Here is a 23,548-nt window from a genome sequence, read left to right as displayed (position 1 = left end):
GCCATGCGCTGTCTTCTTGCCGTCCTGTCGCTGCTTGCCGCGCCCGCCATGGCGCAGGAGACGTCGGCCCTGATCGCGGACCGGGGCCTGGCGGGGGCACGGACGCAGCTGCAAGCGCAGGCGCCCTCGGCCGACCGCGACCTGGCCATCGCCGCGACACGGTTCCTGGGCGGGGTCGAGGCCGCGTTCCAGGCCCGCCACCGGATCGGCGCGACGGACCCGCTGGTGCCCCTGCCGTTGCTGGGGGCGACGCTGCCGCCGAACCCCGATCCGCAGCCGATGATGGCCGATTTCGTCACCGCGATGATGCGCGACCTGTCGCAGGCCATGCAGGACGCCCGCGACGCCCTGCCCGACGGCCCCGCGACGCTGACCCTGGACCTGCGCGACCTGTGGCTGGACGTCGACGGCGACGGCACGCGGGGTCCGGCAGAGGATCTGGCGGCGCTGTCGGGCCTGCCTTTGCCCGAAGGCCCGGCTGTGGTGCGGTTCGACGCCGCCGACATCCATTGGCTGCGTGCCTATACGCATCTGATCGACGGGGTGGCGACGCTGATCTTGGCCTTCGATCCCGAACCCGCGCTGGCGCAGCGGATCGCGCTGGATGCGGCGCTGGCCGAACAGTTTGCCGAACCGCCCGGCCAGATGGCCCGCGCACCCAATTTCGACATGCAAGCCCGCGCCTTCGGTCCGATCGTGGACCGGGTGGCGGTTGTGATCCAGACGCTGCGCCGCCAGCCCGACCCTGCGCTGACCCGCGCCGCGGGGGATCATCTGCGGGCGATGGTCGCCGCCAACCGCGTCTTCTGGACCGAGGTCGCGCAGGAAACCGACAACGACCGCGAATGGATTCCCAACGACGCCCAGCAGGCGGCGCTTGGCTTTGCCCTGCCGACGGAGACGGGGTCGATGTGGCTGGCGATCCTGGACGAGGTCGACCAGGCGCTGGCCGGACGGATGCTGATCCCCTTCTGGCGCTTTGCCCCCGGACATGGGGTCGACCTGGCGATGTGGCTGGACGATCCGCGCCCGGTCGATGTGGCGGACTGGGTCCAGGGCACCGCCGCCCTGCCCTATGCCCGCCCCGGCCTGACCGTCGGGCGCGACAATTGGGACCGGTTCCTGAACGGCTTTCAGGGCCGGGCGGGGCTTTACATGCTGCTGCTGAACTGACCGCGGCGCGCGAATCAACCTGCTTGCGCTATCGGCGCTGATGTTTGTGATCACGGCAATTCTGGCTGTGATCACATTCGGCGGCTTCCCGCCGGTTTTCGGCATTTTACGGGGAATTCGTTTCTGTGTGCCCTTCATGCGTGGCACAAGGCCCCAAATCTGTCGAACCGAATGAGGGGGTCGAGATGAACATCCACGAATACCAGGCCAAGGCGCTGCTGCGTCAATACGGCGCGCCCGTCAGCGAAGGCCGCATCGTGATGAAGGCCGACGAGGCCAAGACCTGCGCCAGCGAGATGGACGGTCCGCTGTGGGTCGTCAAGGCGCAGATCCACGCCGGTGGCCGTGGCAAGGGCCATTTCACCGAGGCTGCGGCCGGTGAGAAGGGCGGCGTCCGCCTGGCCAAGTCGGTCGAGGAAGCCGAGGAGTTGACCCGCCAGATGCTGGGCCGCACCCTGGTCACGCACCAGACCGGACCGGCCGGCAAGCAGGTCAACCGCATCTATATCGAGGACGGCAGCGACATCGCGCGCGAGCTGTACCTGGCCCTGCTGGTGGACCGCCAGACCTCGCGCGTCAGCTTCGTCGCCTCGACCGAGGGCGGCATGGACATCGAGGAAGTGGCCGAACACACGCCCGAGAAGATCGTCAGCTTCAGCGTCGATCCGGCGTCGGGCCTGTCGGATTTCCACGGCCGCCGCGTGGCCTTCGCCTTGGGCCTGGAAGGCCAGCAAGTCAAGCAGTGCGTGGCCCTGGTCAAGAACCTGTATCGCATGTTCATCGAGAAGGACATGGAGATGCTGGAGATCAACCCGCTGATCGTCACGCCCGAAGGCCAGATCAAGTGCCTGGACGCCAAGATGGGCTTTGACAACAACGCGCTCTATCGCCAGCCCGACATCATGGCGCTGCGCGACGAGACCGAGGAGGACAGCAAGGAGCTGGCCGCCTCCAAGTTCGACCTGAACTACATCGCGCTGGACGGCGAGATCGGCTGCATGGTGAACGGCGCAGGCCTGGCGATGGCCACGATGGACATCATCAAGCTGTTCGGCGCCGAGCCCGCCAACTTCCTGGACGTCGGCGGCGGCGCCACGACCGAGAAGGTCACCGAGGCGTTCAAGATCATCACCAGCGACCCGAACGTCAAAGGCATCCTGGTCAACATCTTCGGCGGCATCATGCGCTGCGACATCATCGCGGAGGGCATCATCGCCGCCGTGAAGGAAGTCGGTCTGCAGGTCCCGCTGGTTGTCCGCCTGGAAGGCACGAACGTCGAGCTGGGCAAGGAGATCATTGCCAACAGCGGCCTGAACGTGATCGCCGCCGACGACCTCAAGGACGGCGCCGAGAAGATCGTGAAAGCGGTCAAGGGCTGATCCATCCGGGCGCGCGGGTCACGCGCGCCCTCCTCTGGAACATCGCGGTGCGTCTGGCGCCGCTTACGCAAGGAGGCCATGATGGCCGTTCTCGTCGACAAGAATACCAAAGTCATCTGCCAGGGGATCACCGGATCCCAGGGCACCTTCCACACTGAACAGGCGATCGCCTATGGCACGCAGATGGTCGGTGGCGTGACGCCGGGCAAGGGCGGCACGGATCACCTGGGCATGCCCGTCTTCAACTCGGTCCACGAGGCCGTGGCCAAGACCGGCGCCAATGCGTCCGTGATCTATGTCCCGCCCCCGTTCGCGGCGGATTCGATCCTGGAAGCCATCGACGCGCAGATCCCGCTGATCGTCTGTATCACCGAAGGCATCCCGGTCCTGGACATGATGCGTGTCAAGCGCGCGCTGGCCGGATCGCAGTCGCGCCTGATCGGGCCGAACTGCCCCGGCATCATGACCCCCGACGAATGCAAGATCGGCATCATGCCGGGCAGCATCTTCCGCCGCGGGTCGGTGGGCGTCGTGTCGCGTTCGGGCACCCTGACCTATGAGGCGGTCAAGCAGACCTCGGACGTGGGCCTGGGCCAGTCCTCGGCGGTCGGCATCGGCGGCGACCCGATCAAGGGCATGGAGCATATCGACGTGCTGCAGATGTTCCTGGACGATCCCGAGACCGAGTCGATCATCATGATCGGCGAGATCGGCGGATCGGCCGAGGAAGAGGCCGCCGAGTTCCTGGCCGAGCAGAAGCGCAAGGGCAAGTGGAAGCCCACCGCGGGCTTCATCGCGGGCCGCACCGCGCCTCCGGGCCGTCGCATGGGCCATGCCGGCGCGATCGTGTCGGGCGGCAAGGGCGACGCGGAATCCAAGATCGAGGCCATGAAGAAGGCCGGTATCATCGTTGCCGACAGCCCTGCGGGCCTGGGCGAGGCCGTGCTGAAGGCGATCAAGGGTTGATGATTTGACAGTCCGCCCCCCGGTACCCACCTGTTGGGGGGCGGATTGACGCAAAGGGAAAGACCGTGGACCAGCAGGCAGGCCAACACGACATGACAGCATCCGCACCCCGCGCGGGCCGATGGCTGTCGCTTGTGGCGCTGCTGGGCCTTGCGGGCTGCGGGGACAGGATGACCAACGACATCCTGCCCGGCGGCATCCCGGCGCGCACCAACCTGCACCAGGCCAGCGGCCTGCCGCCGGAATCGGTGCGCACCGTCTCTCGGCGGGATTTCGGGTGGCGGGTGATCTATCGCCCCGCCTATGCCCCGCCGAATGCCGAAAGCCGCACCGCCGTCGCGCTGTGCGGCCTTGAACGTCGGGCCCCGCTGCGGATCCAGCAGCAGCCCCGGCTTGACCCGACCGCCGATCCCGGCGCCCGCATCTTCGACATCTACTGCGCCTGATCCAACCCATATTTGCCCTGAACGGGGACCAGCCATGACCGACCAGCCAAAGAACACCGATTTCCACGATTCCTCGTTCCTGCAGGGCCATAACGCGGCCTATGTGGAACAGTTGTACGGCCAGTGGGCCAAGGACGCAGGCGCGGTGGACGAAGCCTGGGACAGCTTCTTTCGCTCGCTTGGCGACGATCAGGACGTGGCCGTCCGCGAATCCGAGGGTGCAAGCTGGAAGCGCGCCGACTGGCCGCCGGTCCCCCAGGATGACACCACCAGCGCCCTGACCGGCGAATGGCCCTCCGCGTCCAAGGGCGACGCCGACGCCGCGATCAAGAAGATCGCCGCCAAGGCCGAGGAAAAGGGCCTGAAGCTGTCGACCGACCAGATGCGTCAGGCCGTGCTGGACAGCATCCGCGCGCTGATGCTGATCCGCGCCTTCCGCATCCGCGGGCACCTGCACGCGCAGCTGGACCCCCTGGGCCTGCGCGAAGTGCCCGATCATGGCGAGCTGAAGCCCTCGACCTATGGCTTCGGTCCCGGCCACATGGACCGTCCGATCTTCATCGACAACGTCTTGGGCCTGGAGATCGCGTCGATCCGCCAGATCACCGACCTGATGACCCGCACCTATTGCGGCACGTTCGCGCTGCAGTACATGCACATTTCGAACCCCGAGGAAGCCGCCTGGCTGAAGGAGCGGATCGAGGGTTACGGCAAGGAGATCGCCTTCACCCGCGAAGGCCGGCGCGCCATCCTGAACAAGCTGGTCGAAGCCGAGGGCTTTGAGAAGTTCCTGCACGTCAAGTACATGGGCACCAAGCGTTTTGGCCTAGACGGCGGCGAGGCGCTGATCCCCGCGATGGAGCAGATCATCAAGCGCGGCGGCGCGCTTGGCGTGAAGGAGATCGTGTTCGGCATGCCGCACCGCGGCCGCCTGTCGGTCCTGGCCAACGTGCTGTCGAAACCCTATCGCGCGATCTTCCACGAGTTCCAGGGCGGCAGCTTCAAGCCCGAGGACGTGGACGGTTCGGGCGACGTGAAATACCACCTGGGCGCCAGCGCCGACCGTGAATTCGACGGCAACAATGTCCACCTGTCGCTGACCGCCAACCCCAGCCACCTGGAGGCCGTGAACCCGGTCGTGCTGGGCAAGGCGCGCGCCAAGGGCGACCAGCTGGGCGACCTGACCGACCGCAGCTCGGTCCTGCCGATCCTGCTGCACGGCGACGCGGCCTTTGCGGGCCAAGGCGTCGTGGCGGAATGCCTGCAGCTGTCGGGCATCCGCGGTCACCGGACGGGCGGCTGCATCCACATCGTGGTGAACAACCAGATCGGCTTTACCACCGCGCCGGCGTTCAGCCGCACCTCGCCCTATCCGACCGACATCGCACTGATGGTCGAGGCGCCGATCTTCCACGTGAACGGCGACGACCCCGAGGCCGTCGTCCATGCCGCCCGCGTGGCCATCGAGTTCCGCCAGAAGTTCCGCAAGGACGTGGTTCTGGACATCATCTGCTATCGCCGCTTTGGTCACAACGAAGGCGACGAGCCGATGTTCACGAATCCGGCGATGTACACCAAGATCAAGGCGCAGAAGACCACGCTGCAGCTGTACACCGAACGCCTGGTCGCCGACGGGCTGATCCCCGAGGGCGAGATCGAGGACATGAAGGCCGCCTTCCAGGCGCACCTGAACGAAGAGTTCGAGATCGGCAAGAACTACAAGCCGAACAAGGCCGACTGGCTGGACGGCAAGTGGTCGGGCCTGAACCGCGAGGGTACGGATTATATCGCCGGCGAGACCGGCATCACCCCCGAGGTGATGACCCAGGTCGGCCGTGCGCTGACCAACGCGCCGGATGGGCTGACCCTGCACAAGACCGTGGGCCGCCTGCTGGAAGCCAAGAAGCAGATGTTCGAGACGGGCGAAGGCTTTGACTGGGCCACGGCCGAGGCGCTGGCCTTCGGTTCGCTGGTGACCGAGGGGCATGGCGTGCGCCTGTCCGGTCAGGACAGCACCCGCGGCACGTTCAGCCAGCGGCATTCGGCCTTCATCGACCAGAAGTCCGAGGACCGTTACTATCCGCTGAACAACATCGCCGAGGGTCAGGCCCGCTATGAGGTCATCGACAGCATGCTGTCGGAATACGCGGTGCTGGGTTTCGAATACGGCTATTCGCTGGCCGAACCCAACACGCTGACCCTGTGGGAGGCACAGTTCGGCGATTTCGCCAACGGCGCGCAGATCATGTTCGACCAGTTCATCTCCTCGGGCGAGAAGAAATGGCTGCGCATGTCCGGCCTGGTGATGCTGCTGCCGCACGGCTTCGAGGGCCAGGGCCCCGAGCACAGCTCTGCCCGCCTGGAGCGGTTCCTGCAGCAATGCGCCGAGGACAACTGGATCGTCGCGAACTGCACCACGCCCGCGAACTACTTCCACATCCTGCGCCGGCAGATCCACCGCGGCTTCCGCAAGCCGCTGGTGCTGATGACGCCGAAATCGCTGCTGCGCCACCCGCTGGCCATCAGCCGCGCCGAAGAGTTCCAGTCGGGTTCGACCTTCCACCGCGTGCTGTGGGACGACGCGCAGCGCGGCCGTTCGGACACCAAGCTGGTGGCCGACGACCAGATCAAGCGCGTCGTGGTGTGTTCGGGCAAGGTCTATTACGACCTGCTGAAGGCGCGCGACGAGGCCGGCATCACCGACACCTATCTGCTGCGCCTGGAGCAGTTCTATCCGTTCCCGGCACAGTCGATGGTCAAGGAACTGGGTCGCTTCAAGCAGGCCGAGGTCGTGTGGTGCCAGGAGGAGCCCAAGAACCAGGGCGGCTGGAGCTTCGTCGAGCCCTATCTGGAATGGGTGCTGGAGCGGCTTGGCGCCAAGCACACCCGCGCGCGCTATGCGGGCCGGAACGCCGCGGCCTCGGTCGCCACGGGCCTGGCATCGCGCCACAAGGCCGAACAAGAGGCGCTGGTCGCCAACGCCCTGAACCTTGAAGGATGATCCGATGACCACCGAAGTCCGCGTGCCCGCCCTGGGCGAATCCGTCACCGAGGCCACGATCGCCACCTGGTTCAAGAAGCCCGGAGACCGCGTCGAGGTCGACGAGATGCTGTGCGAGCTGGAGACCGACAAGGTCACCGTCGAGGTGCCCAGCCCCGCCGCCGGCACCCTGGCCGAGATCGTCGCCGCCGAGGGCGAGACGGTCGGGCCCGACGCGCTGCTGGCCCAGATCAGCGAGGGTGGCGAAGCCGCCGCCCCCGCTTCGAAACCTGCCAAGGCCGAAGCACCGGCCGAAAAGACCGAGGAACAGAAGACAATGAGCGGCAATTCCGTGGACGTGATGGTCCCGTCCCTGGGCGAAAGCGTGACCGAGGCGACCGTCGCCACTTGGTTCAAAAAGCCGGGCGACCGCGTCGAGGCCGACGAGATGCTGTGCGAGCTGGAGACCGACAAGGTCTCGGTCGAGGTCCCGGCCCCCGCCGCGGGCGTTCTGGCCGAGATCCTGGCCGAGGAAGGCGCAACCGTCGACGCCAAGGCGCGCCTGGCGATCATCACCGAGGGTGCCGCGGGCACCGCCGCGCCCAAGGCGTCGGATGCGCAGGAGACCGTCCTGCCGAATGCCGGCCCCGAGGAGACCCGGCCGCGCGATGTCGAGGATGCACCCTCGGCCAAGAAGGCCATGGCCGAAAAGGGCGTCAGCCGCGACCAGGTCCAGGGTTCGGGCCGCGACGGCCGCGTGATGAAGGAGGACGTGGCCAAGGCCAAGGCGGCCCCCGCGCCCGCCGCGAAGGCCCCTGCCGCCCCCCGCCCGGCCGAGGACGCCGCGCGCGAGGAGCGGGTCAAGATGACCCGGCTGCGCCAGACCATCGCCCGCCGCCTGAAGGACGCGCAGAACACCGCCGCGATGCTGACGACCTACAACGAGGTCGACATGTCCGCGATCATGGGCCTGCGCAACGAGTACAAGGACGCCTTCGAGAAGAAGCACAAGGTCAAGCTGGGCTTCATGTCCTTCTTCGTGAAGGCTTGCTGCCACGCGCTCAAGGAAGTCCCCGAGGTCAATGCCGAGATCGACGGCACCGACGTGGTCTACAAGAACTACGTCAACATGGGTGTCGCGGTGGGCACGCCTTCGGGTCTGGTCGTGCCGGTCGTGCGCGACGCCGACCAGAAGGGCTTTGCCGCCATCGAGAAGGAGATCGGCGAGCTGGGCCTGAAGGGCCGCGACGGCAAGCTGTCCATGGCCGAGATGCAGGGCGGCACCTTCACCATCTCGAACGGCGGCGTCTACGGCTCGTTGATGTCGTCGCCGATCCTGAACCCCCCGCAGTCGGGCATCCTGGGCATGCACAAGATCCAGGAGCGCCCCGTGGTCGTCGGCGGTCAGATCGTCATCCGTCCGATGATGTACCTGGCACTGTCCTATGACCACCGGATCGTCGACGGCAAGGGCGCCGTGACCTTCCTCGTCCGCGTCAAGGAAGCGCTGGAGGATCCGCGCCGCCTGCTGATGGATCTCTGATCCCGCCGGGGGCCCTTTGGGGCCCTCTCGCACCACGGGCTTGCGCTGCCACCGGCGCAGGACCAAAGCTGGGGCGTCACGAACCGGAGCCTGACCCATGCAACTGATCGTCCGCTACACCCATGCCGACCCTGCCACGTTCCGCACGGCCTTCGACGCCGATGCCGAGGATCGGGGCCGCAACGGCCTGACGCTGCTGCAACTTTGGCGCGAGGATGACGGTCATTCCTGGGCGCTGTTCCAGGTCGGAAACCCGAAGGCCGCCCGCGATTACCTGAAAGGCGCGGCGGCGGTCTTCGCGGCCCAGGCCGGCGTCACCGCCACCGACGCACATTTCGTGGAAACCGTCTGATGCCCCCCGAGGTCGCAGCCCTGGCCGTCGCAGGCCTGATCCAGACCGCGCAGTTCGCGACCTATTCCGTGATGGCGCAGCGCCAGGTCGGCCGCCGCGCCGCCATGAGTCCGCGCGACGGCGGCAAGGTCGAGCTGACCGGGACGGCCGGCCGCCTGCAACGTGCCTTCAACAACCATTTCGAAGGCCTAATCATGTTCAGCCTGGCGGTGGTCGTGGTCACGCTTGGCGACGCATCCGGCATACTGACCGCGATCTGCGCCTGGACCTATGTGGCCGCGCGCATCCTCTATATCCCCGCCTATGTGCGGGGCTGGGTGCCGGGCCGCTCGATCATCTGGGTCGTCGGCTTTGCGGCGACCGTGCTGATGATCCTCTTTGCCCTGATTTCTTCTTTGTAAAAATACCCCGCGGGGCCCGGGGGTGCGAAGCCCCCGACCGCGGTCTGACAAAAGGAACTGCCATGTATGATCTCATCGTGATCGGCGCCGGCCCCGGCGGCTATGTCTGCGCCATCCGCGCGGCGCAGCTGGGCCTGAAGGTCGGCGTGGTCGAGGGCCGCGAGGCTCTTGGCGGAACCTGCCTGAACGTCGGCTGCATCCCATCCAAGGCCCTGCTGCATGCCAGCCACATGCTGCACGAGGCGCATGAGAACTTTGCCAAGATGGGCCTGATGAACGCCCATGTCGACGTCGACTGGACCAAGATGCAGTCCTACAAGGCCGACACGGTCCAGGGGAACACCAAGGGCATCGAGTTTCTGTTCAAGAAGAACAAGATCGACTGGATCAAGGGCTGGGCCTCGATCCCCGAAGCCGGCAAGGTCAAGGTCGGCGACACCGTCCACGAGACGAAGAATATCGTCATCGCCACCGGATCGTCCCCCGCCGCGCTGAAGGGCGTGACGGTCGACAACGACGCGGGCGTGATCGTCGATTCCACCGGCGCGCTGGCCTTGCCCAAGATCCCGAAATCCATGGTCGTGATCGGCGCAGGCGTCATCGGTCTGGAACTGGGTTCGGTCTATGCCCGCCTCGGCGCCGAGGTGACGGTGGTCGAATACCTAGACGTCATCACCCCCGGCATGGACGGCGAGGTGCAGAAGCAGTTCCAGAAGATGCTGTCAAAGCAGGGCCTGTCCTTCGTCATGGGCGCCGCCGTGCAGTCGGCCGAGGCCAAGGACGGCCAGGCTACGGTGACCTATGCGCTGAAGAAGGATGACAGCACCCACAGCCTGACCGCCGACGTGGTCCTGGTCGCCACGGGCCGCCGTCCGCATGTGGAGGGCCTGGGCCTCGACGCGCTTGGCGTGACCATGACCGATCGCGGCTTCGTCAAGGTCGACGAACACTGGGCGACCAGCATCAAGGGCGTCTATGCCATCGGCGACGCGGTGCCCGGCCCGATGCTGGCCCACAAGGCCGAGGACGAGGGCATGGCGGTGGCCGAGGTCATCGCGGGCAAGCATGGCCATGTGAACTATGGCGTCATCCCCGGCGTGATCTACACCACCCCCGAGGTCGCCAATGTCGGCCTGACCGAGGAGCAGGCCAAGGAAGGCGGGCGCAAGGTCAAGATCGGCAAGTTCCCCTTCATGGGCAATGCCCGCGCCAAGGCGCAGTTCCTGGGCGAGGGTTTCGTCAAGCTGATCGCCGATGCCGAGACCGACCGCATCCTGGGCTGCCACATCATCGGCCCATCGGCGGGCGACCTGATCCACGAGGTCTGCGTGGCGATGGAGTTCGGCGCCTCGGCCGAGGATCTGGCCCTGACCTGCCACGCGCATCCGACCGTGTCGGAAGCCGTGCGCGAGGCGGCGCTGGCCTGCGGCGGCGGCGCCATTCATGCCTGACGCGCGTATGGTGGCGGGGGCCCTGCCCCCGCGGCCTGCGGCCCATCTTGGTCGGCGCGGGCTGCTGATCTCGATCCTGGCGCTGGCCGCATGCGGCGGTGGCGGGGTCCGGTCAGGCAGCAACGGGCGGATCGGCGGTTCGGGCCTCTACCCGAACGAGACGCCCTATCTGCGCCAGCGCATCAACTTCTGGGCACGCCATTACGACGTGCCCAGTTCGCTGGTCCAACGGGTGATCCTGCGCGAATCCGGCCATCGTCCCGACATGCGGAACGGCCCGTATCACGGGCTGATGCAGATCGCGCCGCAGACGGCGCGCACGATGGGCTATCGCGGGCCGGATCGTGGTCTGCTGGATGCCGACACGAACCTGCGCTATGGCGTGAAGTACCTGCGCGGCGCCTGGATGGTGGCCGAGGGCGACCCCGACCGTGCCGTGATGTGGTATTCGCGCGGCTACTACTACGAGGCCAAGCGCAAGGGCCTGCTGAAGCGGACCGGACTCAGCGGCTGAGGATCAGCCGCCCGCGATGATGCGGACATAGTTCCGCGTCTCGCGATAGGGCGGGATGCCGCCGTGCTTCTGCACCGCGCCGGGCCCCGCGTTATAGGCCGCCAGCGCCAGCGTCCAGTTGCCGAACTGGTTGTACATCATCCGCAAATAGCGCGCCCCGCCGTTCAGGTTCTGCACAGGATCGTTGGGGTTCACCCCCAGCTTGGCGGCCGTTCCCGGCATCAGCTGCGCCAGCCCCATCGCGCCCTTATGGCTGCGCGCGTTCGGGTTCCAGCCCGATTCCTGCTGGACCAGCCGCAGGAACAGGTCCTCGGGAATGCCGTGACGCTGCGCCGCCTGGCGCGCATGGGGCAGGTATTCGCTGCGCCGACCCGTATAGCGGGGAATGTTCGGCGCCGTTTCCAGCAGCACCTCCTGGCGGCCCGCATTCGGCTGCAGCCGGGCGGAGGACTGGTACTGGGTCGACAGGCGCGAATCCATCAGCCGGGTCTGGCGTGCGAACTGTTCGGCGCGCGACTTGGAAGACGCGCCCGACAGGCGCAGGCCCTGCGCGTCGGCAGGCAGTGCCAGACTTCCGATCACCGCTGCACAGAAGGTTGCCTTCAGGGTATGGCCTAGCCGCATGATCTCCGCCCTCGTCCTTGTCGCACCGGCCTGTCGCCGCTTTTGTCCCGGACTATACACGAAATCGGTCATGCTGCCAGTCGGGCCTTGGCGCTACGCGACTTCCTGCTTGGCTTCACCCGGCGGGCTGGGCTAGACCCGATGCAAAGGCACATAATCCAAGGATCCTGATCATGGCAGGCAGCGTCAACAAGGTCATTTTGGTCGGCAATCTTGGCCGCGACCCGGAAATCCGCAGCTTTCAGAACGGCGGCAAGGTCGCGAACCTGCGCATCGCCACCTCCGAGAACTGGAAGGACCGCACCACCGGAGAGCGCAAGGAGCGCACCGAGTGGCACACCGTCGCCATCTTCAACGAGGGCCTGGTGGGCGTCGTCGAACGCTATCTGAAAAAGGGCAGCAAGGTCTATGTCGAGGGCCAGCTGGAAACCCGCAAGTGGCAGGACCAGTCCGGCCAGGACCGCTACTCGACCGAGATCGTCCTGCGCGGCATCGGCGGCACGCTGACCATGCTGGACGGCGCCAGCGGCGGTGGCGGCGGCATGGGTGGTGGCGGCATGGGCGGCGGTGGTCGCGACAGCGGCGGCTATGACGACTATAACCAGGGCGGCGGATCGTCGTCGCGCGGCGGCGGCGGCCAGGGCGGCGGACGCGCCGATTACGACGACGAGATCCCGTTCTGATCCGATCAGGGCGAATCACCGGAAAGGGGCGGCCATGGGGCCGCCATTTTTCGTTGCCGGCGCGCGACGCGATCTTGCCGGCACGCGCCCCGCCCTTGCGGCAAGTTGCGCGCCGGCCGGTCCGGCCTTTGCGAATGATCCTGCGCTTGCAATGCGTCCGCGCTGGCGGTTTCTGGGCTGATCCCTGCGCGGGACGGCCCGCGCGCCTGCCACAGGAAGGCTTGCAGATGGCACTGACACTTACCGATCTGACCGCGCCCCAGGGGTTCGAGCGTCTGGTTCTGGCACAGGACCCGCAGGCCGGGCTGCGCGCGCTGATCTGCCTGCATTCGACCACGCTCGGCCCTGCCGCGGGCGGGTGCCGCATGTGGGCCTATGCCGACGACGATGCCGCGATCCATGACGTGACGCGTCTGGCCCGCGGCATGACATACAAGAACGCGATGGCCGACCTGGGCCTGGGCGGCGGCAAGGCGGTCATCATCGGCGACGCGCGCACCGACAAGACCCCGGCGATGATGCGCGCCTTCGGCGAGGCCGTCGACGCGCTTGGCGGCACCTACTGGACGGCCGAGGATGTCGGCATCTCTCCGGCGGACATGGCCCATGCGGCCGAGGCGACGCGTTTTGCCGTGGGCCTGTCGGGCGCCTCGGGCGACCCCTCGCCCTGGACCGCCGAAGGCGTGTTCCGCTGCCTGCGCGTGGGCGCGCGCCATGCGTTCGGCACGGACGATCTGACCGGGCGGCGGGTGCTGGTGCAGGGGCTGGGCCATGTCGGCCTGTCGCTGGCCGAAAAGCTGGCCGCCGCGGGGGCACGGCTGATGGTGACCGACATCCATCAGGCATCGCTCGACGACGCCGCGACACGCCTTGGCGCGACCGTGTGCGCGCCCGACGCGGTCTTCGATCAGCAGATGGACATCCTGGCTCCCTGCGCCCTGGGCGGCGTGCTGACGCAGGACACCGCCGCGGCGCTGACCGCGACGCTGGTCTGCGGCGCCGCGAACAACCAGCTGGCCGATGACGGCGTGGCGGACATCCTGGCCGCACGCGGCATCACCTATCTGCCCGATTATGTCGTGAACGCCGGCGGCATCATCAGCGTCGCAAGCGAGATCCACGGCAAGCCCGACGCCTGGCGCCTGGATCGCCTGACCGCCATCGCCGGCCGCGTCGATCAGATGCTGACCCGCGCGCGCGACACGGACCAGCTGCCTTCGGCCGTGGCCGATCAGATGGTGCACGACATGCTGACCACCCGTCGCGCCGCCTGAGGCGGCTTCGGCGACAGCCAGCCGTGGCGGCCCCCTCGATGGGGGCTGTCGCGGCTTCGCGGGCCGGGACGGACGCCTACCGCGCGTCGTGCAGGACGCGTGCCAGCATGTTACCTTCGACCGCGTCGCTGACGAAGGCCTCGCCGATCCCGCGGGCCAGCACGAAACGCAGCTGGCCGTCCACGACCTTCTTGTCCTGCCCCATCAGCGCGATCAGGCCCCCGTCGTCTGGCAGGGCGCCGGGGATCTCGGACAGTCGTGCGGGCATGCCCATCTGGCGCAGATGCGCCAGGACGCGGCTCGGCGCCTCCTGCGAACACAACCCCATCCGCGCCGACAGATCGAAGGCCAGCGCACAGCCGATCGCCACGCCCTCGCCATGCAGCAACCGATCCGAATACCCGGTCGCCGCCTCCAGCGCATGACCGAAGGTGTGGCCCAGATTGAGCAGCGCGCGTTCGCCCTGCTCGGTCTCGTCACGGGTGACGATGCCCGCCTTCATCGCCACCGAATGCGCGACCGCCTGCTGGCGCAGGCCCGCATTCCGCGCCAGATCGGGGCCGTTCTCCTCCAGCCAGGCGAAGAAATCCGCATCCCCCAGCAGACCGTACTTGGCGACCTCGCCATAGCCCGACAGGAAATCGCGCGGCCGCAGCGTGTCCAGCACGTCGATATCGGCCAGGACCAGCGAGGGCTGGTGGAACGCGCCGACCAAGTTCTTGCCATGCGCGCTGTTGATCCCGGTCTTGCCGCCCACGCTGCTGTCGACCTGCGCCAACAGCGTCGTGGGCAGCTGCACGAACCGCACCCCGCGCCGCAGGATCGCCGCCGCAAAACCCACCAGGTCACCGATCACCCCGCCGCCAAGCGCCAGGACGACGTCGCGCCGCTCGACCTGCTGGTCCAGCAGCCAGTCGACGCAGGCCGTCAGATGCGGCCAGCTTTTGGTCCCCTCCCCGGCCGGCAGGACCAGCGCCTCGCTGGCGATCCCCGCGTCGCGCAGCGCGGCCTGCAGCGGTGCCAGATGCAGCCCTGCCACCGTTGCGTCGGTGACGATCGCCACGCGCGGTCGCGACAGAAGCGGTGCGATTTCGGCGCCCGCGCGACCCAGCAGGCCCTGCCCGATGCGCACGTCATAGGCGCGCGCTCCAAGGGGCACGGGAACGGTGACGGGATCGGTCATGGCTTCTCCTGGGTCAGGGTGGGATGGGCGGCGGTCAGTTCGGCGATCAGGCGGGTCGCGGTCGCCTCGATCGTGTCGCCGGCGCGGGACACGAATTCCAGGTCCGCCAGCGCATAGACGGGGCTGCGTTCCGCCAGCAGGCGCAGCAGCGTGCCCTTTGGGTCGGCGGTCTGCAGCAGGGGGCGCGTCGGGCGCTGGCGCACGCGCGCCCACAGCGTCTCGGGCGAACAGTTCAGCCAGACGGACAGGCCCCGTTCCCCGATGATCTGCCGGTTCTCGGGGCGCATCCACGCGCCGCCCCCGGTCGAGACGACGCCCGGCGCCCCCGCCAGCAGGCGCGACAGCACCTGCGCCTCGCGCGCGCGAAAGAACGCCTCGCCGTCGCGGGCAAAGATCTCGCTGATGGACATGGCCGCCGCGGCCTCGATCTCGGCGTCGGAATCGGTGAACGGCACGCGCAGCCTGCGGGCCAGTTCCGACCCGATGGCGGTCTTGCCCGCGCCCATCATTCCGATCAGCACGATATGGCGCGTCAGCACCTGTGTCATCCGGCCCCCCGTCAATCGGGTGACTGAATGACGTGATCTTTCGGAAATTGCCATATATATTCGCCCCGAGCCGGCCCAAGACCGGTGCAAGAACACAGAAAACACGGTCGAGCAAAGGCGAATGCAATGCGGATGTTGAAACTGCTGGTGGTGCTGATTCTGGCGGGACTGATCGGCCTCGCGGGCTATGCCTATTTCGGCGACATGGCCCCGACCCGCCAGGAGGTCCGCACCCCCCTGCAGCTGGACACCCCCGCGGCCGAACAGCCGGCCGAGGCTGCCGGTGACTGACAGAACCACCCTCTGCGCACTGGTCCTGGCGCTGCTGCCCAGCCTTGCCCTGGCGCAGCAGCAGCCCCTGTCGGCCAGCGACTGGCTGTCGGGCAGCGTCCGCGGCCCGGTGCGCGAAAGCTCGGCCTGGCGGCCCGGCGACGCCCCACCGCCCCGCCCAAGCGCCAGACCCCAGCCGGTGGCCACCAGCGGCGCCGTGGGTCCGGTACAGGTCACCCGCCTGGACCAGGGCAACCCTGACCACACCGGCACGCAAAGCCCCCGCCGTGCCGGGCTGCCGGCCGACCTGTGGTCGGGCAGCGACCCCGCGCAGCTGTCGCAGATGGTGCTGGCCACGCCCGCCCGCCTGCAATCCATGCAGGCGTTGCTGAAGCGTGTGCTGACCGCACAGTTGGCCCCCCCCACCGCGCCAGAAGGGATGCGGGGACAGCTGTTCCTGTCGCGCGCCGACCGCCTGCTGGACATGGGCGCGCTGGACGAGGCGCAGTCGCTGCTGGTCGCCGCCGGCCCCGGCCAGCCCGAGATCTTTCGCCGCATGTTCGACATCGCCCTGCTGGAGGGCGACGAAGGCCGCGCCTGCGCGATCATGAACGGCACGCCCGGCATCGCGCCCAGCTTTGCGGCGCGCATCTTCTGTCTGGCGCAAACGGGCGATTGGGCCGCGGCGGCGATCGGCCTGCACGGCGCCGAGGCGCTTGGCCTGATCGACGAACGCCAGGCGATCCTGCTGACGCATTTCCTGGACGACGCCTTCGTCGACACGGCAGAGCTGCTGGCCCCCGCCGACCGCATGACCCCGCTGGAATTCCGCATCTACGAGGCCGTGGGACAGCCCCTGCCAACGCAGCCCCTGCCGGTGGCCTTCGCGCAATCCGACCTGCGCCTGAACAGCGGCTTCAAGGCCCGGCTTGAGGCTGCCGAGCGTCTGGCGCGCACCGGCGCCCTGCCCGCCACGACCCTGCGCCAGATCTATGGCGAACAGCGGCCCCGCGGCATCGGGCGGGGTCTGGGAACGCGCCGGAGTCATGCGCACGCTGGAGGCGGCGCTGGCGGGCGGCGATCTGGCGCAGGCGTTGCCCCGCGCCTTCGACGAATTCCGCGCGGCCGGGATGGCCGACCTGCTGGCGGCGATGGTCGCGGCCGACCTGCCCACCGGCATCACCGATCCCCGCGCCGCCGAGGTGGCCGACCTGATGCGCGCCTGGATGGGCCTGCCCGACAGCGTGATCCCCGATCCCGCGCCCGAGATGGCCGCACCCCCCGCCACGCCCCCCGACACCCGTCGCGGAGAGGCGCTGCTGACCGCGATGGCCGATATCGACGCGGCGCTGGAGGGCGATCTGGCCCGCGCCGGGCGTGGCATAGCCATGCTGCGCGCCCTGGGTCTGGACCCCGATGCCGATCACGCCGAGGCGCAGATCACCCTTCTGCCGCAGATGCAGGCCCCGCAATGAGCGCCGACCACAACGCCATCGGCGCCTTTCTGGACGCCCAGGCCGCCGAGGCCGGGGCCGCGCGGAACACGCTGCTGGCCTATGGCCGCGACCTGCGCGACCTGTCGGACTGGCTGGGCGCGCGGGCGCTGTCGCTGGCCGGGCTGACGCGCGAGCAGGTCGAGGATTACCTGTCCCATTGCGACGCGCAGGGCCTGTCGCGGGCCACCCGTGCCCGCCGCCTGTCGGCCATCCGCCAGTTCACCCGCTTTGCGCTGGAGGAGGGCTGGCGCGAGGACGACCCCGCCATCCGCATCGCGGGCCCCGGCCGCGCCAAGCGCATCCCGCGCACGCTGGACCGGGCCGAGATCCAGGCGCTGCTGGACGCAGCCCCCGGCATCGGCCGGGGCCGGATCGACCGCACGCGCAACATGTGCCTGATCGAGCTGCTGTACGCGACCGGCATGCGCGTCACCGAACTGGTCAGCCTGCCGGTGGCCGGGTGCCGGGGCGATCCGGCGGTCCTGGTGATCCGCGGCAAGGGCGGCAAGGACCGGATGGTCCCCCTTGGCCAGGCCGCCCGGACCGCCCTGCGCGACTGGCTGGAGATCCGCGACAACGCCCCCCCAGGGCAGCCCGCTGTACCGCCTGCTGGCGGGTCGCGGCGCGCGCTGGCTGTTTCCCGCACCGGGCGCGGCGGGCCACCTGCCGCGGCAGAGCTTTTCGCGCCTGCTGGGCCAGATGGCGGTGGCGGCGGGCATCGATCCCGCGCGCGTGACGCCGCACGTGATCCGCCACGCCTTTGCCACCCACCTGCTGGAAGGCGGCGCCGACCTGCGCAGCATCCAGATGCTGCTGGGCCATGCCGATCTGGGCACGACGGAAATCTATACTCATGTGCTGAACCATCGCATGCGCGATCTGGTTCTGAACCACCACCCTCTGGCGCGCGGCGTGTCGCCTGACGATGCCGCCAACACCAACTGACCGGGACCTCATGGACCAACTTACCTCTGCGCTCGACTTTGCGGCCGTCGTCACCATCGCGGCGATCCTGATCTGCCTGATGCTGTCGGCCTTCTTTTCGGGGTCCGAGACCGCGCTGACCGCATCCAGCAAGGCCAAGCTGCGGGCCCGCGCCGATCGGGGCGACAGCGGCGCCGAAGCCGCCGTCCGCGTGACCGCCGACAGCGAGAAGCTGATCGGGGCGATCCTGTTGGGCAACAACGTCGTCAACATCCTGGCCGCCAGCCTTGCGACCGCGCTGTTCACGCGCCTGCTGGGCGCGGGTGGCGTGGCGATCGCCACGCTGGTGATGACCGTGCTGGTGCTGATCTTCTCCGAGGTGATGCCCAAGACGTACGCCATCTCTGCCCCCGAAAAGGTGGCAAGCCTGGTGGCACGTCCCATCGGCATCCTGACCGTCATCCTGTCCCCGATCGTCAGCGTCGTGCGCCTGATCGTGGGGGGCATGCTGTCGGTGGCCGGCCTGAAGACCGATCCCGGCAAGCACATGTTTTCCCTGGAGGAGGAGATCGAGGGGGCGCTGTCCCTGGGCCACGCACAGGGCGCGGTGAACAAGGAGGACCGCGACCGCCTGCTGGGTGCGCTGGACCTGGGCAACCGCACGGTCGAGGAGATCATGCGCCACCGTTCGGAGATCCAGATGATCGACGGCGACCTGCCGCCCGAGAAGATCCTGGAACTGGTCCTGGCCAGCCCGCACACCCGCCTGCCCGTCTATCGCGAGGAGCGCGAGAACATCGTGGGCGTGATCCACGCCAAGGACCTGCTGCGCGCGGTGAACCGGGCCGTCGGCGATGCGGGCGATGCCAGCGCCGCGCGGCGGTTCGATCTGGCCGCGGTGATGATGCCCCCCTATTTCGTCCCCGAAACCAGCGTCCTGGACGAGCAGATGCGCGAGTTCCTGAAGCGGCGCACGCATTTCGCGCTGGTCGTGGACGAATACGGATCGCTGCGCGGCCTGATCACGCTGGAGGACATCATCGAGGAGATCGTCGGAGAGATCGCCGACGAGCACGACACTGAGGAGGACCAGACCCTCAAGCCCAACGCCCAGGGCGATTACCTGGTCGAGGGCGGCATGACCATCCGCGACCTGAACCGCCAGCTGGACTGGACCCTGCCCGACGACGAGGCCAACACCATCGCGGGCCTGGTGATCCACATGGCGCAGTCGATCCCCGAACAGGGACAGGTGTTCAGTTTCGCGGGCTATCGTTTCGAGGTCGTCACGCGGCGCGAGAACCGCATCACCCGGCTGCGCATCCGCCCCCTGCCCACGGCCACCGACGGCTGACCGGGGGCGGCTTGCAACCGCCTGTGCCAACCCATAACAACGCGCCAACCCCACGTGCCGCAAGGAACATCCATGGACATCGCCGCCCGCCGCACCGCAGACCCCGCTCATTGGAACCTGGCCAGCGCGATCCGCGTGCTGTCCATGGACGCGGTCGAGGCCGCCAATTCCGGCCATCCCGGCATGCCGATGGGCATGGCGGACGTGGCCACCGTCCTGTTCCGCAACCACCTGAAGTTCGACGCCAGCGCGCCGCACTGGTTCGACCGCGACCGGTTCATCCTGTCGGCGGGCCACGGGTCCATGCTGATCTACAGCCTGCTGCACCTGACCGGCTATGAGCAGATGACGCTGGACCAGGTGCGCAACTTCCGCCAGCTGGGCGCGATCACCGCGGGCCATCCGGAATACGGCCATGTCGAGGGGGTCGAGACGACCACCGGCCCCTTGGGCCAGGGCATCGCCACCGCCGTGGGCTTTGCCATCGCCGAGGAGGCGATGCGCGCCGAGTTCGGCACGGATCTGTGCGACCACCGCACCTGGGTCATCGCCGGCGACGGCTGCCTGATGGAGGGTATCAGCCACGAGGCCATCGCCCTGGCCGGGCACCAGAAGCTGGGCCGCCTGATCGTGCTGTGGGACAACAACGACATCACCATCGACGGCCGCGTCAGCCTGTCGGACGCGACCGACCAGCATGCCCGCTTTGCCGCCGCCGGCTGGCGGGTCCTGTCCTGCGACGGCCATGACGCCGCCGACATCGACCGCGCGCTGAGCCAAGCCGCGCAGGATGACGGCCGCCCGACGCTGGTCGACTGCAAGACGATCATCGGCTTTGGCGCGCCGAACAAGGCCGACAGCAGCAAGGCCCACGGCTCTCCGCTTGGCGCGGACGAGATCGCGGCCACCCGCGCGGCCTATGGCTGGAGCCATGAGCCCTTCCACCTGCCCAACCAGATCGTCGCGGACTGGCGGGCCATCGGCCAGCGCGGTGCGGCGCAGCGCGCGGCGTGGAACGACCGCGTGGACGCGCTGTCCGACGAGGCGCGCAACGACTTTGCCCGCCGCATCGGCAACGAGGTCCATCCGCGCCTGAACGCGATCATCGACGCCTTCAAGGTCCAGACGCTGGAGGCCAAGCCGAAGGTCGCCACCCGCAAGGCCTCCGAGAACGTGCTGGAGGTGCTGAATGCCGAAATGCCCGAGAATTTCGGCGGATCGGCCGACCTCACCGGATCGAACAACACCAAGACCGGCGGCCAGGGCGTCTTCAGCGCCGAAAACCGCATGGGCCGCTATCTGCATTACGGCATCCGCGAACACGGCATGGCGGCGGCGATGAACGGCATCTGGCTGCATGGCGGGTTCCGCCCCTATGGCGGGACGTTCCTGACCTTTACCGACTATGCGCGCGGGGCGATGCGCCTGTCGGCCCTGATGGGCCTGCCGGTCGTCTATGTGATGACCCATGACAGCATCGGCCTGGGCGAGGACGGCCCGACCCACCAGCCGGTCGAGCACCTGGCGATCTGCCGGGCCACGCCCAACACGCTGACCTTCCGCCCCTGCGATCAGACCGAGACCGCCGAAGCCTGGGAGATCGCCCTGTCGCAGGACGCGACGCCGTCGGTCCTGGCCCTGTCGCGCCAGAACCTGCCGCTGCTGCGCCAGGAGACCGGAGAGAACCTGACCGCCAAGGGCGCCTATGTCCTGCGCGAGGCCTCGGCCACGCCCAAGGTCGTACTGATGGCCACCGGATCGGAGGTCGAGATCGCCGTCGCCGCACGCGATGCGCTGGAGGGTCAGGGCATTCCGACCCGCGTCGTGTCCGTCCCTTCGATGGAACTGTTCCGCGACCAGCCGCGCGACTATCGCGCCGAGGTGCTGCCTGCGAACACCGTGCGCATCGCGATCGAGGCCGCGGTGCGCCAGCCTTGGGACTGGCTGCTGCTGGGAGAGCGCGGCCAGGAGGACCGCTCTGCCTTCGTCGGCATGGAGGGGTTCGGCGCCTCGGGTCCTGCACCCGAGTTGTACAAGGAGTTCGGCATCACCGCCGAGGCTGTCGCAGAGCGCGCGAAAGCGCTGCTGTGATACCCGGACCGACCGTCGCGATGGGTATTTGGGCAAAGGACAAACTGCGTCTTCGTTGCCCAAACGCCCATGACCGCGCCTTCTGATGCGCGTCCTGGCGCGCGCATTCGCGCTGATGGGTCGGGAGCGGGATGGATTGCGGCGGCCCGGATCGGACCAGGCACGGGGCATCGCGCTGCTGCTGGCGGCGATCCTGGGTTTTACGCTGATGGATGCGACGGCCAAGCACCTGACGCAGACCTATCATCCGGCGCAGGTCATCTGGGCGCGGTTCATCGGAAACCTGCTGATCTTTGCGCTGATCTTTCGCGGGGCCATGCTGCCTTTGCTGCGCACGCGCCAGCCGGGCATGCAGTTCGCGCGGGCGATGATGCAGCTTGGGTCGGTCGGGCTGTTCTTCACCTCGCTGCAATACATCGGCTTGGCCGAGGCGACGGCGATCATGGACCTGAACCCGGTCCTAATCACGCTTGGGGGGGCCTTGTTCCTGGGTGAGAAGGTCGGCCCGCGACGGCTGGCGGGGATCGCGGTGGCACTGGTCGGTGCGCTGCTGATCATCCGCCCCGGACTGGGCGTATTCCAGCCTGCGGCGCTGCTGCCACTGGCCGGGGCCTTCACCTATGCCGCGGGGGCGTTGCTGACGCGCGTCGTGCGGACCGATTCGGTGGCGACCTCGGTGCTGTGGTCGGCCGTCGTGGGCACCATCGCCTCCAGCATCGTGGTGCCGATGTTCTGGCAGCCGATCGCCGCGAGCGATCTGTGGGCATTCGCCGCGCTGGCGGTGTTCGGCACGGTCAGCCAGTACCTGCTGGTCAAGGCGTTCAGCGCGGCCGAGGCGGGGACCCTGGCGCCCTTCGGCTATACGGGGCTGATCTGGGCCGGGCTGTGGGGGTTCGTCTTCTTCGGGCAGCTTCCGGATGTCTGGACCGTCATCGGCGCGGTCATTATCGTGGCCGCGGGGCTGTATGTCTGGTCGCGCGAGGCGCGGGCCGCCAAGGGGGCGTGATGCGCGATGACCGATCCACGATAACCGACCGGCTGGCCAACGGCGCGTTCGTGGCAATCATGGGGCTGGCACGCCTGCTGCCCTATTCGCGCCGCATCCCGGCGATGGGCTGGGTATTTTCGCATGTGATCGCGCCCATCGCCGGCTGGCGCAGGCGCATCCGCGACAACCTGGCGCTGGCCCGCCCCGACCTGTCCCCGGCAGAGGTCGAGGCGCTGGTGCGCGCCGTTCCCGACAATGCGGGCCGGTCGGTGGCAGAGATCTATTCCGCCGATGAATTCACGGATCGCATCCGCACGGCCGATCCGCTGCAGGGCCCCGGCCTTGCCGCGCTGGAGGAGGCGCTGGACAGCCATCGCCCGGTGATCCTGGCCTGCGCGCATTTCGGCAATTACGACGCGATGCGGGCCGCGCTGGCCGCGCGCGGCTGGCCGGTCGGCGCCCTGTACCGGCCCATGAACAACGAAGCGTTCAACCCGCCATTACGTCCCCGCCATCACCGCCATCGCCGAGCCGCTGTTCCCGCGCGGCCGGGCCGGATTGGCGGCGATGCTGCGGTTTCTCAAGGGTGGCGGCTGGCTGGCCCTGGGTTTCGATCAGTTCGACCGCGAGGGGGCGGAGCTGCGGTTCTTCGACCTGCCCACGCGGACGGTGATGACGCCGGCGGACCTGGCCCGCCGCTATGACGCGCTGCTGGTACCGATCTGCGGCATCCGCCAGCCGGACGGGCTGTCCTTCAAGGTCCATGTCGGCGCGCCCATCGCGCATGGCGATTCCCGCGCGATGATGCAGGCACTGAACGACGATCTGGAGATGCTGGTGCGGCGCCACATGGACCAGTGGTTTCTGGGTCCACCGCCGCTGGAAATGAAAAGGCCCCGCATCGGCGG

19 protein-coding genes and 2 pseudogenes are annotated in these 23,548 nt (G+C 68.3%); 18 read left to right on the top strand and 3 right to left on the bottom strand.

Features of this window, described 5'->3' with window-relative positions; genetic code table 11:
- Positions 1–3 precede the first annotated feature (3 nt).
- The 10 genes from F1642_RS02150 (at position 4) to F1642_RS02105 (ending at position 11,205) form a co-directional block, all read left to right on the top strand.
- The gene (locus F1642_RS02150) at positions 4–1,173 is read left to right on the top strand and encodes a hypothetical protein (protein ID WP_194885345.1); all 1,170 of its coding nucleotides are present in this window, start codon (positions 4–6) and stop codon (positions 1,171–1,173) included.
- Positions 1,174–1,358: 185 nt separating this feature from the next.
- A complete protein-coding gene (gene sucC / locus F1642_RS02145) occupies positions 1,359–2,552 on the top strand; it encodes an ADP-forming succinate--CoA ligase subunit beta (protein WP_127898268.1) in 1,194 nt (397 codons plus the stop codon).
- A gap of 81 nt (positions 2,553–2,633) precedes the next feature.
- Entirely contained in the window at positions 2,634–3,518 is an 885-nt protein-coding gene (sucD, locus tag F1642_RS02140) for a succinate--CoA ligase subunit alpha (protein ID WP_045999684.1), read from the top strand.
- Positions 3,519–3,610: 92 nt separating this feature from the next.
- Positions 3,611–3,964 (top strand): hypothetical protein, encoded by a 354-nt coding sequence (locus F1642_RS02135; protein WP_139085319.1) that lies wholly within the window; start codon positions 3,611–3,613, stop codon positions 3,962–3,964.
- A gap of 34 nt (positions 3,965–3,998) precedes the next feature.
- Positions 3,999–6,965, top strand: a complete 2,967-nt coding sequence (locus tag F1642_RS02130; protein WP_194885344.1) for a 2-oxoglutarate dehydrogenase E1 component — start codon at positions 3,999–4,001, stop codon at positions 6,963–6,965.
- 4 nt (positions 6,966–6,969) lie between these two features.
- Complete coding sequence (gene odhB, locus F1642_RS02125; RefSeq protein WP_194885343.1) at positions 6,970–8,487, top strand: 2-oxoglutarate dehydrogenase complex dihydrolipoyllysine-residue succinyltransferase; 1,518 nt, start codon at positions 6,970–6,972, stop codon at positions 8,485–8,487.
- Positions 8,488–8,584: 97 nt separating this feature from the next.
- Positions 8,585–8,839, top strand: coding sequence for a hypothetical protein (locus F1642_RS02120; RefSeq protein WP_045999441.1), 255 nt, complete (start codon positions 8,585–8,587; stop codon positions 8,837–8,839).
- Positions 8,839–9,240 (top strand): MAPEG family protein, encoded by a 402-nt coding sequence (locus F1642_RS02115; protein WP_194885342.1) that lies wholly within the window; start codon positions 8,839–8,841, stop codon positions 9,238–9,240. The genes F1642_RS02120 and F1642_RS02115 overlap by 1 nt, the downstream gene beginning before the upstream one ends.
- A gap of 62 nt (positions 9,241–9,302) precedes the next feature.
- Entirely contained in the window at positions 9,303–10,691 is a 1,389-nt protein-coding gene (lpdA, locus tag F1642_RS02110) for a dihydrolipoyl dehydrogenase (protein WP_194885341.1), read from the top strand.
- Positions 10,684–11,205 (top strand): lytic transglycosylase domain-containing protein, encoded by a 522-nt coding sequence (locus tag F1642_RS02105; protein ID WP_255522042.1) that lies wholly within the window; start codon positions 10,684–10,686, stop codon positions 11,203–11,205. The genes lpdA and F1642_RS02105 overlap by 8 nt, the downstream gene beginning before the upstream one ends.
- A 3-nt stretch (positions 11,206–11,208) precedes the next feature.
- Here F1642_RS02105 and F1642_RS02100 read toward each other — a convergent pair whose 3' ends face one another.
- Positions 11,209–11,829, bottom strand: coding sequence for a lytic transglycosylase domain-containing protein (locus F1642_RS02100; protein WP_045999444.1), 621 nt, complete (start codon positions 11,827–11,829; stop codon positions 11,209–11,211).
- Between the two features lie 173 nt (positions 11,830–12,002).
- Here F1642_RS02100 and ssb point away from each other — a divergent pair, with 173 nt between their 5' ends.
- Both ssb and F1642_RS02090 read left to right on the top strand, forming a co-directional pair.
- Positions 12,003–12,512, top strand: coding sequence for a single-stranded DNA-binding protein (ssb, locus tag F1642_RS02095; RefSeq protein WP_206692640.1), 510 nt, complete (start codon positions 12,003–12,005; stop codon positions 12,510–12,512).
- 227 nt (positions 12,513–12,739) lie between these two features.
- A complete protein-coding gene (locus tag F1642_RS02090) occupies positions 12,740–13,786 on the top strand; it encodes a Glu/Leu/Phe/Val dehydrogenase (protein ID WP_194885340.1) in 1,047 nt (348 codons plus the stop codon).
- 76 nt (positions 13,787–13,862) lie between these two features.
- On the opposite strand, the gene aroB is transcribed toward F1642_RS02090, so the two are convergent.
- On the bottom strand, positions 13,863–14,969 hold the full coding sequence (gene aroB, locus F1642_RS02085) for a 3-dehydroquinate synthase (protein WP_194885339.1): 1,107 nt from the start codon (positions 14,967–14,969) through the stop codon (positions 13,863–13,865).
- On the bottom strand, positions 14,966–15,517 hold the full coding sequence (locus F1642_RS02080; protein ID WP_240542382.1) for a shikimate kinase: 552 nt from the start codon (positions 15,515–15,517) through the stop codon (positions 14,966–14,968). The genes aroB and F1642_RS02080 overlap by 4 nt, the downstream gene beginning before the upstream one ends.
- A 126-nt stretch (positions 15,518–15,643) precedes the next feature.
- Here F1642_RS02080 and F1642_RS02075 point away from each other — a divergent pair, with 126 nt between their 5' ends.
- From F1642_RS02075 to F1642_RS02050, 6 genes and pseudogenes are all read left to right on the top strand, one after another.
- Positions 15,644–15,808 (top strand): hypothetical protein, encoded by a 165-nt coding sequence (locus tag F1642_RS02075; protein WP_164871414.1) that lies wholly within the window; start codon positions 15,644–15,646, stop codon positions 15,806–15,808.
- Positions 15,809–17,258: 1,450 nt separating this feature from the next.
- A pseudogene (locus tag F1642_RS15215) lies at positions 17,259–18,228 on the top strand (tyrosine recombinase).
- 10 nt (positions 18,229–18,238) lie between these two features.
- Positions 18,239–19,561, top strand: a complete 1,323-nt coding sequence (locus tag F1642_RS02065; protein ID WP_045999448.1) for an HlyC/CorC family transporter — start codon at positions 18,239–18,241, stop codon at positions 19,559–19,561.
- A 72-nt stretch (positions 19,562–19,633) separates the two neighbouring features.
- Positions 19,634–21,652 carry a transketolase gene (tkt, locus tag F1642_RS02060; RefSeq protein ID WP_194885337.1) on the top strand — a complete coding sequence of 673 codons (2,019 nt, stop codon included), beginning with the start codon at positions 19,634–19,636 and terminating at the stop codon, positions 21,650–21,652.
- 85 nt (positions 21,653–21,737) lie between these two features.
- Positions 21,738–22,658, top strand: a complete 921-nt coding sequence (locus F1642_RS02055; protein WP_194885336.1) for a DMT family transporter — start codon at positions 21,738–21,740, stop codon at positions 22,656–22,658.
- Positions 22,658–23,529 (top strand): annotated as a pseudogene (locus F1642_RS02050) (lysophospholipid acyltransferase family protein). Before F1642_RS02055 ends, F1642_RS02050 begins: the two are co-directional and overlap by 1 nt.
- Positions 23,530–23,548 lie beyond the last annotated feature (19 nt).

The sequence above is a fragment of the Paracoccus sp. NBH48 genome, assembly GCF_015390265.1.
Taxonomy (GTDB): Bacteria; Pseudomonadota; Alphaproteobacteria; order Rhodobacterales; family Rhodobacteraceae; genus Paracoccus; species Paracoccus marcusii.
Note: the sequence above shows the minus strand (reverse complement) of the source record. Positions and strands in the feature narration are given on the sequence as shown.